A 13,933-nucleotide genomic window follows, 5' to 3' on the forward strand; every position below is an offset into this window, starting at 1 on the left:
CTCTCCTTACGGTTCTTTATAAAGCATTTGAAATTTCGGCTTACCGAGCATGTTCGGTTCGTATCCTTTCACGTCAGTACTCATTGCAACGATATCCGGCTGAAACGTTAACGGAATAAAAATGGCTTCTTCTGTTAATCCAATTCGATTAATCTCATCATAAATCTCTGCACGGCGTTCTGGATTATCAATCGTACCTGCAGCTTCAGCTAATAAACTTTCAATTTCCTCAGTCGAATAACTTCCCGTATTGTAATAACTCGTCGAGTGATAAAGCATCGTCATCGTCATTTGTGGATCCGGTCTCCCCGTCCACCGAGACATGAAAGAAGGTACGGACTTTTCATCAAAATAGGCGGAGATTCCTGCTTGTATTTCCATCGCTTGACCGTTCACGACAATGCCAATTTCCGCTAGTTGATGACGAAGAATATCAATCACTCGCTCATCATACGCTTCTGGGTAATGGGCAATCGTCACCACGGTCCCAACTAAGTCCGCTTCTTCTAGTACCGCTCGAGCATAGTCAGGATCATACAAATTGTTCAGCTCATCATTGTACACCCAGTAACTACTTGGAAACGGCTGGTATGCACCTTCTCCTTGCCCGTAGTGGATGGCTTCATTTAGAGCTGCACGATCAATGCCGTGTTGCAATGCAAGTCGCACGGCCTTCTGATCAAGTGGAGCACTTGCTATGTTTAAATAGAGCATATTCACTGGAACGGCCGAGCCTTCAACGATCGTAAACTTCTCTTCGTCAGACAAGCTCGTAATTTCACCAGCGGGTAAACTCGTCGCAAAGTCAATTTCACCGGTTTGCAATGCATTCATTCTCGTCATTTGATTCGGCATCACTTGGATTTCTAGTATCTCGGCTTTCGGTTCGCCTTCATTCCAATAATCATCAAACTTCCGATACGTCAGTTTTTCACCTGTTTCCCAAGCGACGAGTTCATACGGTCCAGCCCCAACTCCCGCTCGTTGAATTTGATCAGGATTTTGTTCAATCGCTTCTTGGGATACCATCATCCCCGCCCTGTCAGCTAACGCAAGTACAATCGATGAGTCTGGGTATTGCAAGTGAAGACGAACAGTCAGGTCATTAACAACTTCAACGGACTCAACAGCGTTCAAGTCACTAATGTATGATTCTTCTGAAGTGGCTCGTTCGAGATTAAAAGCAACCGCTTCCCCGTCCATCACCGAACCATCATGGAAGGTTACCCCGTCTCGGAGACGAAGCTCGAGTGTCGTATCATTCAAATACTCCCACTCTTCTGCTAACCCTGGTTGTGGCAATAAATCTTCATCAAAGGAAACGAGCGTGTCATAGAGTGGATAAAGAAGCGAATGATCACTTCCTGCACTTCCAAACACAGGGTCAAATGTGTTTAAATCGGTGCTGTATGCGACGATTACTTTTTCATGCTCCTTTACTTCGCTTGTGGCACCGACACGTTCATCGTTAGAACAACCTGCCAATGAAAGCGCTGACAAAATTACAGTTCCGAATAGCATCTGATGTGCTGCACGCATACACGATCTCCCTTTCTTACGGTCTCATCGTAAAGCTTGATGGACCGAGCAATTGTGGTAAACGTTTATATGCATCTTCAACCCAATCACACAAAAGCGGTCTCGTATCACGGGGATCAATAATCTCTTCAATCCCAAACGCTTCAGCCGTTCGAAATGGTGAACGGATCGACTCCATTTTTTCCATTAATGTTTGTAGCAGTTCTTCAGGGTTGTCACTTTCTTCAAGCTCTCGTCGATAAGCGACTTGAACGCCTCCCTCAACCGGAAGCGATCCCCAATCGCCAGACGGCCAAGCATAGCGCTGATGTAAGCCATGACCGTTAATCATCCCTGCGCCACCGACTCCGAACACTTTACGTAAGATAATTTCAATCATCGGTACTTGCGCTTGATAAATCGCTGAAATGGCACGAACACCTTTACGAATTGTTCCTTTTCTCTCCGCATCAACACCGATCACAAGCCCTGGTTGATCAACGAAGTTTACGATTGGAAGGTGGAACGTTTGGCATAAATCAACGAACCGTTCGATTTTTTCACTACTTTCCCTCGTCATTCCGCCACCAAGCACGTACGGATCGTTCGCTAAGTAACCGACTGGATGACCATTCAATCGAGCAAGGCCGGTAACTGTGCTCGAACCAAAGTGTTTGCCGATCTCAAAGATGCTATTTTCATCTAGCACTTTCTCAAGTAATTCACGTACTTTGTATGGACGACGACGGTTTCTCGGAATTGCTTCAATGAGTGATTCTTCGCGACGGTCTCGGGCATCCTCTGACTCCTCAACAGGAGGTAATTCAAAGATGTTGCTCGGCATATAAGAAAGGAACGTTCGCATTTGCATAAATGCATCTTCTTCAGAGGAAGCAATGTTATCGACCGCGCCGCTTGCACGGTGAACCGCCGCTCCACCGAGTTCTTCTTTCGTTAAATCTTGACCCATGCCGAACTTCACGACTTGTGGTCCCGCAACGAAAATTTGTGAAAGCTCTTCAACCATTACTGAAAAGTGAGACGCAGCAACACGTGCTGCACCGAGCCCTGCAGTCGCCCCTAGTGCTGCTGCAACGACTGGAACTCTGCCCATGTTTTTGACAACATGGTCCCATGCAGGGTTAATTGGAACATACGTTGAGCCGCTAGAGTCTAGGCTCTTCACACTGCCTCCTCCACCCGTCCCATCAACGAGGCGGACCATCGGTAATTGCAACTCATGTGCCATTAATTCGGCATACTCTTGCTTAGCTTTAATTCCGCCGTCGGAAGCACCGCCACGAACGGTAAAATCATCCGCACCAACGACAACTTTGCGACCGTCGATCTTCCCTGTTCCGAGTAGAAAGTTCGCTGGCATAAATGTTTTTACGTTGCCTTCTTCGTCATACGTTGCTTTGCCTGCTAGAGCCCCTGATTCATGAAAAGTATTGTCATCAAGAATGTGATGAATGCGTTCTCGAACCGTTAATTTCCCCCTCGACTTTTGTTTCTGAACGCTCGCCTCTCCCCCCATGTTCTCGGCTAACTTTTTTAATCGCTGTAATTCTTCAATTTCTGCGTGCCAACTCATACGGTCACTCTCCTCGTCCTTGTTGTATTCAACTAAATAAGCAATTATCATGCCAATTCTGAAAAATTAATAAACACCGTTAAATCAACATTTATGTATGCGCTTACATTTTATTGTGCAACCATGTATGAATTACTGAATCAGATATGAATTAACTTTGCGGAGTGCCACATAAAGACGCATAGCCTATGTTATCGGCTATGCGTTCGTGAATGGTCATTTGAATATTTCATAGAGGTAATCCAACCTTGAGTTCTAAGGGCACTTTCTTCTTAACTGCTTATCACAATCTATACACTCTTCTCATCAAGCTTTAAAATCGTTTCATACAAAACGTTAGCAACAATTTCAATATCGTCCATACGGCTTTCCTCTTCAGGACAATGGCTTTTCCCTTCTAAGCTTGGCACAAAAAGCATACCAGACGATGTTAATTCAGCAAGGTGTGCAGCGTCGTGCCCCGCCATACTTCCAAGAGTCAACGTTTCATGTCCACGGTTAGTCGCAATGGTCTTCATTGTGTTCATGACTTCCTGATTCATGGGCACTCCTGCTTGATTAAGGACCACTTCACGTGAAATGACAACGTTACGATCATTTTCAATGTGAGCAATTGTTTCTTCAATCTGATTATGCACTTCTGACAACTGCTCATCTGATTCTCCGCGTATTTCCATCGTAAATGTCACTTCACCTGGAACGATATTCGCCGCATTCGGTCTAACATGGAATTCACCGACTGTTGCAACAAGCTCCTCAATTGGATAGTCAGTAGCAGCTTGTTCAATTTTCAAAACAAGCCGGGCGGCTGCAGTTAATGCATCTTGTCGATCTGCTCCCATCATCGTCGTACCCGCATGGTTCGGTTGTCCTTTTACAGTAATTTTTTCTCGATAGATGCCTGTAATACCTCGAACGATCCCTATAGGAATGTTCTTAGTAAGAAGACGTTTCCCTTGTTCAATATGTACTTCTAAATAATGAACAAAATCTGATGGAGGTCTCACTGTCTGTTCAAATTGCTCAAAGCTTCCTCCTGCTATTTCTAAACGTTCAGTTAAGACATTGCCGGCGGCATCCGTTACTGATTCAATATGTTTCCTTGTCAGCTTCCCTGTTAACGCTCGACTTCCGAATGTTGATAATCCAAAGGGGTTGGGTTCTTCTGCACTAAATGAGACAAGTTCGAGAGGGTGGTTGATCTTGACTCCCTGTTCATGCAATGTCGTTAGCACTTCGAGTGCCGTTAAGACCCCAAGTGCACCATCATACTTGCCTCCATTTGGGACTGTATCAATATGAGAACCAAATGCAATGCTCGGCAAACCATTCTTCAGTCCTTCTTTCCTTCCCCAAATATTCGCAGCTGGGTCCACAGTAACGTCAAGGTCGATTTCCTTTAATTTACGTATGAGCCATTCACGTGCTTGAAGTTCAGGTGCTGTAAACGTTGTTCTAGTTAATCCCCCTAAAGGGTCTTGACCAAATTGGGCTAATTCTTCAATCCAACCTTCTAAACGTGTGCGATTGATCATGATTTCACCTCATCATAATTGTTGTGAATTTACCAGTTTGTTCAATCATCTTCATCTGAATCTCTTGGATGAAAAGTTAAATACTTCATTATCTAAGTATAATCTCTAGTAATCTTTGATATTGCAACCGTATCAAGTGCAATCATTCTTAAAGTATAAAACAACACTAAGAGAAAGAAAAATGAGAATAGATATTTTATCTATCATAGTTTGACTTAGCACAATCTATTATAAAACTAACACTTTTTAAAACTCTAAATAACAAGCTAAACAAAAAACCGCTACGACTTAAAATCGTCGTAGCGGCTCTCCTCAAATATCATCGCTTCTGTATAATGACGTCCGTTGACTTGCCTGTTGGGCGATCTGCAGAAAACCAAAGATCGTAACCGTTCACGTTAAAATCAAACGTATACATCCCTTCACCCTCGGAAAACGACGCACTTACGTTCGTCCCGAAATGACTGTTCAGCTCTTCTAACGTCATTCCGACTCTTGCTCCAAATATGTTCGTTGTTGGATTGCTAATCCAGTATCCTGTAATCGGATGAGTGTCATCATAATAATCATAAAAATAACCATTCTTATCATACAACACGTATGGACCACCTAAGAAAAAGCCTTCATCCTTTGGCGTTCCTTTTGTTTTTATAACTTCATCTTGCAAGGTTCCCATCGGTAGCATGCCCTCAATGTCACTTCCACCCGTCCCGACAAAAGAATAACTTGTGCGTCCTTCTTGGTATAATAACGTTGAACGAACGCCAAACGTAGCTTCAGTAGTGATCAGGCGGATCGTTTCTAACCCATCTAAACGATACGCATCAAGAATGTCTACATCACCATCAAACGAAAAGTTCTCTGGCGACAACCTTTCGATGCCTTCTGTAAAATGGACGTCAAATGTATAATCATCGACTTGTTGTACGCGTGTAATTCCAAGCTCCTTCGTATAGACGACACTTAACGCACGATCCATAAACGATGCAAACTGGCCTCGGGTTACTTGATTACGTGGGCGAAACGAACCGTCAGACGTTCTCGTTATTTCATGTTGAGAAAGAATGCTAATATTTGCACGGTGCGTTGCACTCGCTTTCGTTAAATCCGCCACCGGGTCTTGATTCCCACCTTCAACAACTCTTTCAAGATCAAATGCTCGAACGAGTACGGTTGCCATTTGTTCACGACTAATCTGTGAGCTTGGATTAAATTACTCATTGCTGCCCGTCATAACACCTGCTTCTTGCACAGCATAAATTGCAGCCGCTTGTGTATGATCACGACGCACATCGCTATAAATTGACGCTGGCAACTCCTCTTCATCTGGCAAATGTAGTTCAAGAGCACGAGCAATCAATGTTGCGACTTGACCACGACTAATGTTAGCACTCGGACGATATGTACCTCTTGATACCCTTGAATAATCCCTCGATCGGTCATACGTTCAATCGCTTCATAATGAGTATTCGTAGTATCAACGTCGAAGAATGATGGGCCTTCATTCGCTTGGATGACGCTCGGGACTAATGCCATAGCAGCCATTGCGACCATTACGCTCGTTAACTTTTTCATAATCTGTCTCCTCGCTACACACTTTCTTCTAAGTATGACATAAGTCTTAGATTTTTTCTCTATTTTCTAGTAATGGTTTAACTTGTATACTAATAGTAGCAAGGAGGGTCAACGATGAACATCATTCAAGAGACCGAACGCTTACGTCTTCGGGAAATGAACCATGAAGATGTTGTGCAACTGCTCACAATCTTTAGTGATCCCGTTGCTATGAAATACTATCCAGCAACAAAATCAAAATCCGAAACGAAAGAATGGATTGAATGGACGCTTGAAAATTATCGTAAATTTAATCTAGGGCTTTGGGTTGTTGAAGATTTAGAAACTGGAATTTTCTTAGGTCAGTGTGGAATTGTCCCTCAGAAAGTGAACAAAAAAATTGAAATGGAAATCGGTTATTTATTCAAACGAGAAGCTTGGGGAAATGGTTATGCGACTGAAGCCGCTTCCGCTTGTTGTGAGTATGCCAATGAGCAACTCGGAATTACGCGCCTCATCTCAATTATCGATCCTGCAAATGAACCTTCTGTGCGGGTTGCAAAACGAATTGGGATGACGTACGAACAACAAATGGAAAAATGGGGGAAGCTCGTGGACATTTATTGTTACTCATAACATGAACAAATCCCGCAAACGGTGCGGGATTTCATTACACTTTAGCTGTTGAACGATTCATTAGCAATCCATAAAGAAATGTAAATACAAGTCCGGAAAAACCAATGATTTGTGCCAATGTACTTGCAATTGCTGTAGGTGCAATAATTCCAAATACTAGTGCTGTTATAGATACTACCATGCCGAGAAGAATTAATAATAGTACATTTAACCTCATCATCTCTCACCTCTTATCTCTATATTTAACTTATCTGCGCGCACCCTCTTATTAACATATTGTATATACCCTGCTTTCTAGTATGCTAAACGTATAGATTCGTCGGAATATTCAATCTTTACTCCAAATTTCAAATTCTCTCAATTATGCTAAAGAACTTCGCGCTTTTAATGTTATTCTTAATACTATACTTAAGGACGAATCGAATGTCAAGCGTTATTTTAAATATTTACAGACTTGGTCCCAACCTTTATGATTAAAGAACGAATGTTCCCCTTTCTGTTGTACAACCCACACACAAATGTTCTTTTTGGCATATACCGTTAAAGAGGGGTGATAAAAATGCAGTGGATCGTTAAGCAACTAATGGACGAGTGCCCCGAACTAGAATCATTTATTCGAAATCATAGTAAACTGTTTGAACAACCTATCATGCAGCATTTTTTATCTAGTCCACAAGCTAGGAATGTCTTCATTCAAAGTATTCGTGAGCCAACTGACGCCAACCAACAGCGATTAGATGACCATTTCAAATCGTTTTATCTTGATGCACAATTTACCCATTATGTTTCGAAGACACTTTACTGGACTGCCATTCAATACGATCAAAAACGCCGAAAACAACGAACGAGGAATCCACTCATCGTGGACAACCCATCGGTCAATGACTATGCGATTGCTGTTGAACCCGACTATTCAATCATATGCGAAACACTCGACGTTCAATCATGGTCTTCCAACCCAAGACTCAGTCACGCCTTAACAAAGTTAACACCGCAACAGAAAAAAATACTCATCGGTTATTACAAGTTCGAACTGACTAATCAAGAAATCGCGGATCAATTGAATGTTAGTCAACAAGCGGTCTCACGTATGCGCCTAGCAACCATTCGTTTTTTACAAAACGTTATGAAAGAAGGAACAGGCTATGATTGAGATATCGTCACTCATTGAGATCATGTCCAAGTACGGGTTCCCGATTGCCATTACTCTTTATTTATTGTTCCGCTTTGAGCGAAGGTTAGAACGCCTCGAACGACTTTTTATAGAGAAGGTAAGTGAGAGAAATGACGATGAATCATCCAAAAAAAATTGAAGAAATCATCCAACAATTCGAACCAAAAATCCGAAAGTGTTTGCTTGAGACAACCCCTGAAGAGCGCGACGATTTAAGACAAGTTCTATACTTGAAACTGACAGAAATTATCCAAACATTCAACGAAGACAATGCCCCCACATTTGAAGAGTTCAAAAACCGCTTCCGGTCATAGCTTGTGGATGCCGCCCAGTTACTGGGCGGTTTTTTTGTTGATGTGTACTTGAAAGTGGGGCACGTTCAGTGTGAGCCCTTCTTTTTTAGGCAGGTCGGGCATGGTACACCAGACGTGGCGCTTGCTACATCGCACCACGCTCTTGCTACACCATGCCCCGCGCTTGCTACACCTCACACCGCGCTTGCTACACCGCGCCTTGCGCTTGCTACACCATGTCCCGCGCTTGCTACACCTCACACCCCTCTTGCTACACCTCACACCCCTCTTGCTACACCTCACCACTCTCTTGCTACACCGTACCCTCCGCCAATGACTTCTCGATCCAGACGGCGGCGAGTGTTCCTTCTCCCATTGCGATCGTCACTTGTTCGGCGTGTACGCCGACGTCGCCGGCGGCGTAGATGTGCTGAACGTTCGTTTTCTTCGTTCTTGCTTCAGTAATGAGGTGACCGTTTTCCATTCGTTCGCAGCCTAGTTTGCGGGCAAGATCTGACTGCGGCGTTATTTTCCCGAAAGCGATAAATGCGTGTTTTGCCTCAATCACTTCGCCCGAATGCAATGTTACTCCGTTAAATTGCCGGTCGGTGACGAGTGGGGATTGGATGCGCTCTTCAATGTATTGAACATTCATGTCACGTAGTAGTGCTTTATCTTTCTCACGTATTGCTTCACTCGTATGATTAATATAAATGAGTTCGCTAGCCCAATGATGCAATCGTTTTGCCATATGAACGCCCGATTTCCCTGAGCCTAAAATGAGGGCTTTTTTTCCTTGGACTTCATATCCATCACAATCTGGACAAATGTATACGGTACTTCCGAGACACGATTCTAATTGCGGGAACGGGTTGGGGTCCGTCACACCGGTAGCAAATAAAAGTCGCTTCGCTTCATACGATTGACCGGTTCGTGTTAATAATTGAAAATGGTCTGTTCGTTCGATGGCTACGACTTCTTCTGTTTGATAGAGCACCCCGAGCATTTTTCCTTGCTGTTTGCCTATCCTTCTGAGTTCCTCACCACTTACTCCGTCTGGCCAGCCGAGGATGTTTCGATACTTTTGACAGAGTGTAGATCTTCCTTTGCCTTTATCGAGGACGAGCACATTTCGCTTATAACGTCCTAGCTGGATAGAGGCTTGAATTCCAGCAATTCCTCCTCCAATAATGACACAATCATAAAGAGCCATACTGATTCCCCCTAGCATAGCTAGCTTCTGTTCCAGGCCCTTTTTCTATGCAATAAAAAAAGACTTGCAAATGGATCGCAAGTCTATCGCTCATCTTCAATTTCGTGCCGCAATGCATCAACACTGTCTCTTCTTCGACGGTTTTTCTCATCTATGTCGTGCTGGTCTTTTTCGCTCATTTCACCAAGATGGGCTTGTTGAAAATTTTCCGCTTCATTTATGTTCTCAATCGTATCATTTATGATTCGTTCGATTCGATCTCCATTGTTCTCATTGCTTTCTTTGTAACTCATCAATATCACCCCACTGTAATTTACCCAAAAAAAAGCGCAATATGCCTTGGGAGGGCATATTGCCAATAGGTATTACATAAAGGGGGATGTTTGAGAGCAAAACGTGGCGAGAACCTCGACAACGTCTTCTCAAATAAGTAATTGATAATGAATATCAATGTCACTTACTATATTAGATGGTTTTCATACGAGTGTCAATAACTAATTGAAAATAATTCTCACTACTTTTTCATTACGTTAATTGATGATTCAGACACTGCGATTCCATTCACATAAATCGTCACGATGTGAGTACCTGGATAGTGCTTTCTAGTTGATAAATCAGCGAATGAATGCGTTCGTTCTCGTTCAACGATTTCACCAGTGCGATACGTTCGTTCCACAAGAAGGAACTTCTTCTCTGATTGCTTCCCGTTCGCTTTGACGAATTGAATGCCGTACTCGACCCGCATTAATCCTGCCTGTTCTATCGTAAAACCGTAATGCATCGTAATGCTTTCACCGATTACTATCGAGGGTGGTTCGATGTTCAACACCCCGTCTCGGACTTGTCCACTGTATCCGAACAGTTCGTACGCTTCAGGCAGGCTTTTTCGAATTAACGTTCGGCATCCGTGACGAATGATCCAATCCGTTTGTTCAGATTTCCCTTGCCATGATTTCGCCAGTTTTAGGACGTAGTTTGGGTGGTCTTTCGAAAAATCGTTAAGATGATTGGCGACGCTTTTTCGCACGTATTTGGACGGATCTTCCTTTAGTAGTTCCAAAATCGCTGTCGTTTTCGTTGGATCTTTAATGAATCTTGACAGCGTCTTGCCCCACGGCAATCTCGGTCTAGATCCTTCACTTGCGAGTCTTCTCACGTGCTCGTCCTCACTCGACGCCCATTCCTTCATGACCTTCACCATTTCAGATGGGTCTTTTTCGATAAACGGGCGAACGGCAAATTCTGAACTAGCATGGGGTGTGAAGCGCCGGAGCATTATCATAGACGTCTCCCAATGATCAATTCCATATTTTGCAACAAAATGAGGAAAGAACATGTAGCCTGAGGCACCTTTTGCATCTGCTGCTTCCGCTAAAATAGTGACCGCCTCTTCGTAATCAGCCGGTAAATGCATTCGGAGGGTTTCCGTAATTTTGTCGATTCGATTCATCATCTCGAGGTCTGTCCACGGTTCACGCTGGACGTCTTCGGCAAAAGCATCAATGTGAAAATCTTGATGCACACTTTGAACTTTCAGACCGACTGTTCGTAAATATTCTTGATTAAACATGTTTTTAATCGCTTCTGCCATCTACAGTCAACTCCTGTTCAGGTTACTTGCTTTTTTACTAGTGTAAGCCAGAACTCGCCACAAAAAAACTCCCCAGCATGTGGGGAGTACGTTCGTTTAGTGCCAACGTTGCGTAAGCATTTTGCGTTTCGTATAGAAGTTAATACCGTCTTTTCCGTTTGCATGAAGGTCACCGTAGAACGAGTCTTTCCAACCTGAGAATGGGAAGAATGCCATAGGAGCTGGAACGTTTACGTTTACACCGAGCATACCTACTTCAATGTCTTCTCGGTATTCTCGTACCGCTTTTCCGCTGTTCGTATAAAGAACTGAACCGTTACCGAACTTGGATTTGTTCGTGAGTTCAATCGCTTCTGTGAGGTCTTTGACGCGAACAATTGAAAGGACTGGCGCAAAGATTTCTTCTTGCCAAATTTTCATTTCTGGCGTGACGTGATCAAAAATACTCGCCCCTAAGAAATAACCATTACCAGCTTCAGTTGGCACATCTCGTCCATCTCTTACGAGCTTCGCGCCTTCACTGATTGCTTCTTCCATTTGTCCTTTCACTTTGTCTAAATGACTTTGGCGAATAACAGGTCCTAATGTAATCGAGCGATCACTGCCATCACCCATTAACAATTCATCTGCTGACTTCTTCAAACGCTCAACGAGTTCATCAGCGATTTCTTCAACAGCAACGACGACAGCGGTTGCCATACAACGTTGACCTGCACTTCCAAATGCCCCGCTCGTAATTCCTTCAATTGTTTTATCAAGATCGGCATCTGCCAATACGATCGAATGGTTTTTTGCTCCAGCTAGTGCTTGTACTCTTTTTCCATAGCTAGCACCCGTTTTATATACGTACTCAGCGACAGGTTGAGAACCGACGAAACTAATCGCTGGGACATCTTCATGTTCCAACAATCCATTCACAACGTCATGCGCACCGTGTACAAGGTTCAACACCCCTTTTGGAATACCTGCTTCAGTTGCCAACTCAACGAGTCGTTCTGCAAGAAGTGGTGTACGCTCCGAAGGTTTTAGAACGAACGTATTCCCTGTAGCAATCGCAAGTGGGAACATCCAACATGGCACCATCATTGGGAAGTTAAACGGTGTAATTCCGCCAACGACCCCAACTGGATAGCGATACATTCCCGATTCAATCCCCGTTGCAATCTCTGGCAAGCTCTCACCCATCATTAATGTTGGAGCGCCAGCTGCAAACTCCACGCACTCAATTCCACGCTGTACTTCTCCATATGCATCATCAAACGTTTTGCCGTTCTCTTTCGTAATCAATTCAGCAAGCTCATCATGCTTTCCAATGAGGAGTTGTTGATAATTAAATAAGTAGCGCGCGCGCTTTGGCACAGGAACTTTTTTCCATGATTTAAAGGCCGCTTTTGCAGCTTGTACAGCATCATCCACGTCTTCTTTCGTTGATAATGGCGTTCTAGCAATTTCTTCACCTGTTGCTGGGTTTGGAACAGATTCGTATTCTGACGTTTTCGCTTTGACCCATTCACCGTTAATATAATTAGTTAGCATGTGTCTCGCTCCTTTTTGTGTATGAGTAGTTCATCAGTTGATCGTAAAGTTCTACAATTTCTTCTTTTGTCGGCACTTTCGGATTTGTTGCAGGGCTTCCACTAATGAGCGCGTCTTCAGCCATCTTTTCTTTTACTAGCTCAAACGCTTCTCGGTCAATTCCCCATCCTGAAAGGGTTGGAATCTCAAGCTCTTCACATAAGTGCTCAATCTCTTCGACGAGCCAGTTACTAAGCTCTTCATCGGATTCATCTTTAACATCTTTATTGATCATTCTCGCAATTGTTGCGAGGTCTTCTTGGCAGTCTACTTTCGTATATTCCAATATGATCGGAAGCAACATTGCATTCGATACGCCGTGGGGAACGTGAAAAACAGCTCCTAATGGACGCGACATTCCGTGGACGAGACATGTCGATGCGTTAGAGAACGCCATCCCTGCAAGCATCGAACCGTAAATCATTTGGTCCCGAGCTTCCAAATTATCGCCATTGTGATAAGCTTCGCGAATGTTTGCATAAAGCAACTCAATCGCTTGAAGACTCAACGTGCGTGTGAATGGTTGAGCTTTTCGACTTATGAGTGATTCAATAGCATGTGTGAGTGCGTCAACACCGGTCGCTGCAGTTACTGACTTCGGGGTTGAGACAGTTAATACCGGATCAACGATCGCAACAAGCGGCATAAAGGCTTGTTGTTTGATCATCATTTTAATGTCTTCTTTCGTATCTGTAATGACCGTAACATCTGTCGCTTCAGACCCTGTACCACCTGTCGTCGGGACGGTAATGAGCGGCAATGGCTTTACTGTCGCTAGTTTTTTTTGATTCATATAGTCATGAATTCGCCCCGTGTTGGTCGCAAGCACCGCAACGGCTTTAGCTGTATCAATGCAGCTACCACCTCCTAAAGCAATCACATGATCACATTGTTCTGCTCTCAACAACTGCAACGCCTCGTCGACGTATGTATCTTTCGGTTCAGTCTCCACGCCTAAGTAATCTACATAAGAAACGTCTGCCGAATGTAAATGATCATGAAGTTGCTGGACATTTCCGAGCTGTTCCATTATTCGATCACTTACGATTAAAGCTTTCGATCCTAACTTGTTCGCTTCTTCACCGACGCCTAAAAAGCTGTCCTTACCGTAATGAATGATTTGAGGAAGATGTACAATACGTTTTACCAATGGAATCCCTCCTTACTACGCTTTATTGCAAAAGCGATGCCAGAGTGAAACCGTTGTTGTTCTAAGACGTAGGTTTTTAAACTGTCGCAAAAAGCGACAC

General features: G+C 43.6%; 16 protein-coding genes. 4 read left to right on the forward strand and 12 right to left on the reverse strand.

What is annotated here, in order from left to right:
- Positions 1-6: 6 nt before the first annotated feature.
- The 6 genes from JOD17_RS09580 to JOD17_RS09605 all read right to left on the reverse strand — a co-directional run bounded on the left by JOD17_RS09580 (position 7) and on the right by JOD17_RS09605 (position 6,222).
- Entirely contained in the window at positions 7-1,539 is a 1,533-nt protein-coding gene (locus JOD17_RS09580; protein ID WP_204697341.1) for an ABC transporter substrate-binding protein, read from the reverse strand.
- Positions 1,540-1,555: 16 nt separating this feature from the next.
- Positions 1,556-3,112, reverse strand: coding sequence for an acyl-CoA carboxylase subunit beta (locus JOD17_RS09585; RefSeq protein WP_204697342.1), 1,557 nt, complete (start codon positions 3,110-3,112; stop codon positions 1,556-1,558).
- Positions 3,113-3,402: 290 nt separating this feature from the next.
- Positions 3,403-4,647 carry a M20 family metallo-hydrolase gene (locus tag JOD17_RS09590; protein ID WP_204697343.1) on the reverse strand — a complete coding sequence of 415 codons (1,245 nt, stop codon included), beginning with the start codon at positions 4,645-4,647 and terminating at the stop codon, positions 3,403-3,405.
- A 319-nt stretch (positions 4,648-4,966) separates the two neighbouring features.
- Positions 4,967-5,827, reverse strand: a complete 861-nt coding sequence (locus tag JOD17_RS09595) for an S-layer homology domain-containing protein (RefSeq protein ID WP_204697344.1) — start codon at positions 5,825-5,827, stop codon at positions 4,967-4,969.
- 33 nt (positions 5,828-5,860) lie between these two features.
- The gene (locus JOD17_RS09600; protein ID WP_204697345.1) at positions 5,861-6,007 is read right to left on the reverse strand and encodes a hypothetical protein; all 147 of its coding nucleotides are present in this window, start codon (positions 6,005-6,007) and stop codon (positions 5,861-5,863) included.
- Complete coding sequence (locus JOD17_RS09605; RefSeq protein WP_204697347.1) at positions 6,004-6,222, reverse strand: S-layer homology domain-containing protein; 219 nt, start codon at positions 6,220-6,222, stop codon at positions 6,004-6,006. Before JOD17_RS09605 ends, JOD17_RS09600 begins: the two co-directional genes overlap by 4 nt.
- Before the next feature lie 114 nt (positions 6,223-6,336).
- On the opposite strand from JOD17_RS09605, the gene JOD17_RS09610 reads away from it, so the two are divergent.
- On the forward strand, positions 6,337-6,837 hold the full coding sequence (locus JOD17_RS09610; protein ID WP_204697349.1) for a GNAT family N-acetyltransferase: 501 nt from the start codon (positions 6,337-6,339) through the stop codon (positions 6,835-6,837).
- A gap of 34 nt (positions 6,838-6,871) precedes the next feature.
- On the opposite strand, the gene JOD17_RS09615 is transcribed toward JOD17_RS09610, so the two are convergent.
- A complete protein-coding gene (locus JOD17_RS09615; RefSeq protein ID WP_204697351.1) occupies positions 6,872-7,057 on the reverse strand; it encodes a hypothetical protein in 186 nt (61 codons plus the stop codon).
- A gap of 339 nt (positions 7,058-7,396) precedes the next feature.
- Here JOD17_RS09615 and JOD17_RS09620 point away from each other — a divergent pair, with 339 nt between their 5' ends.
- The 3 genes from JOD17_RS09620 to JOD17_RS09630 are packed head-to-tail and all read left to right on the forward strand — an operon-like array spanning position 7,397 to position 8,325.
- Positions 7,397-7,990 carry a sigma-70 family RNA polymerase sigma factor gene (locus tag JOD17_RS09620; protein WP_204697353.1) on the forward strand — a complete coding sequence of 198 codons (594 nt, stop codon included), beginning with the start codon at positions 7,397-7,399 and terminating at the stop codon, positions 7,988-7,990.
- Complete coding sequence (locus JOD17_RS09625; protein WP_204697355.1) at positions 7,983-8,150, forward strand: YvrJ family protein; 168 nt, start codon at positions 7,983-7,985, stop codon at positions 8,148-8,150. Before JOD17_RS09620 ends, JOD17_RS09625 begins: the two co-directional genes overlap by 8 nt.
- Positions 8,128-8,325: a hypothetical protein gene (locus tag JOD17_RS09630; RefSeq protein WP_152549401.1), complete on the forward strand. Its 198-nt coding sequence runs from the start codon at positions 8,128-8,130 to the stop codon at positions 8,323-8,325. Before JOD17_RS09625 ends, JOD17_RS09630 begins: the two co-directional genes overlap by 23 nt.
- 292 nt (positions 8,326-8,617) lie before the next feature.
- Here the strand turns inward: JOD17_RS09630 and JOD17_RS09635 are convergent, their stop codons facing one another.
- From JOD17_RS09635 to JOD17_RS09655, 5 genes are all read right to left on the reverse strand, one after another.
- A complete protein-coding gene (locus JOD17_RS09635) occupies positions 8,618-9,517 on the reverse strand; it encodes an NAD(P)/FAD-dependent oxidoreductase (protein WP_204697357.1) in 900 nt (299 codons plus the stop codon).
- An 83-nt stretch (positions 9,518-9,600) separates the two neighbouring features.
- Positions 9,601-9,810 carry a small acid-soluble spore protein Tlp gene (locus JOD17_RS09640; RefSeq protein WP_204697358.1) on the reverse strand — a complete coding sequence of 70 codons (210 nt, stop codon included), beginning with the start codon at positions 9,808-9,810 and terminating at the stop codon, positions 9,601-9,603.
- Positions 9,811-10,031: 221 nt separating this feature from the next.
- Positions 10,032-11,108 carry a DNA alkylation repair protein gene (locus JOD17_RS09645; RefSeq protein ID WP_204697359.1) on the reverse strand — a complete coding sequence of 359 codons (1,077 nt, stop codon included), beginning with the start codon at positions 11,106-11,108 and terminating at the stop codon, positions 10,032-10,034.
- Positions 11,109-11,204: 96 nt separating this feature from the next.
- Positions 11,205-12,644 (reverse strand): CoA-acylating methylmalonate-semialdehyde dehydrogenase, encoded by a 1,440-nt coding sequence (locus JOD17_RS09650; RefSeq protein WP_204697360.1) that lies wholly within the window; start codon positions 12,642-12,644, stop codon positions 11,205-11,207.
- Positions 12,634-13,833, reverse strand: coding sequence for an iron-containing alcohol dehydrogenase (locus JOD17_RS09655; protein ID WP_239575408.1), 1,200 nt, complete (start codon positions 13,831-13,833; stop codon positions 12,634-12,636). The genes JOD17_RS09650 and JOD17_RS09655 overlap by 11 nt, the downstream gene beginning before the upstream one ends.
- Positions 13,834-13,933: the final 100 nt, after the last annotated feature.

The organism is Geomicrobium sediminis (genome assembly GCF_016908595.1).
Classification (GTDB): Bacteria; Bacillota; Bacilli; order Bacillales; family Marinococcaceae; genus Geomicrobium_A; species Geomicrobium_A sediminis.

Bases quoted from the DNA above. Each gene is read 5' to 3' on its own strand.
- JOD17_RS09580 (WP_204697341.1), bottom strand. From the start codon at position 1,539: ATGCGTGCAGCACATCAGATGCTATTCGGAACTGTAATTTTGTCAGCG.
- JOD17_RS09585 (WP_204697342.1), bottom strand. From the start codon at position 3,112: ATGAGTTGGCACGCAGAAATTGAAGAATTACAGCGATTAAAAAAGTTA.
- JOD17_RS09590 (WP_204697343.1), bottom strand. From the start codon at position 4,647: ATGATCAATCGCACACGTTTAGAAGGTTGGATTGAAGAATTAGCCCAA.
- JOD17_RS09595 (WP_204697344.1), bottom strand. From the start codon at position 5,827: ATGGCAACCGTACTCGTTCGAGCATTTGATCTTGAAAGAGTTGTTGAA.
- JOD17_RS09605 (WP_204697347.1), bottom strand. From the start codon at position 6,222: ATGAAAAAGTTAACGAGCGTAATGGTCGCAATGGCTGCTATGGCATTA.
- JOD17_RS09610 (WP_204697349.1), top strand. From the start codon at position 6,337: ATGAACATCATTCAAGAGACCGAACGCTTACGTCTTCGGGAAATGAAC.
- JOD17_RS09615 (WP_204697351.1), bottom strand. From the start codon at position 7,057: ATGATGAGGTTAAATGTACTATTATTAATTCTTCTCGGCATGGTAGTA.
- JOD17_RS09620 (WP_204697353.1), top strand. From the start codon at position 7,397: ATGCAGTGGATCGTTAAGCAACTAATGGACGAGTGCCCCGAACTAGAA.
- JOD17_RS09625 (WP_204697355.1), top strand. From the start codon at position 7,983: ATGATTGAGATATCGTCACTCATTGAGATCATGTCCAAGTACGGGTTC.
- JOD17_RS09630 (WP_152549401.1), top strand. From the start codon at position 8,128: ATGAATCATCCAAAAAAAATTGAAGAAATCATCCAACAATTCGAACCA.
- JOD17_RS09635 (WP_204697357.1), bottom strand. From the start codon at position 9,517: ATGGCTCTTTATGATTGTGTCATTATTGGAGGAGGAATTGCTGGAATT.
- JOD17_RS09640 (WP_204697358.1), bottom strand. From the start codon at position 9,810: ATGAGTTACAAAGAAAGCAATGAGAACAATGGAGATCGAATCGAACGA.
- JOD17_RS09645 (WP_204697359.1), bottom strand. From the start codon at position 11,108: ATGGCAGAAGCGATTAAAAACATGTTTAATCAAGAATATTTACGAACA.
- JOD17_RS09650 (WP_204697360.1), bottom strand. From the start codon at position 12,644: ATGCTAACTAATTATATTAACGGTGAATGGGTCAAAGCGAAAACGTCA.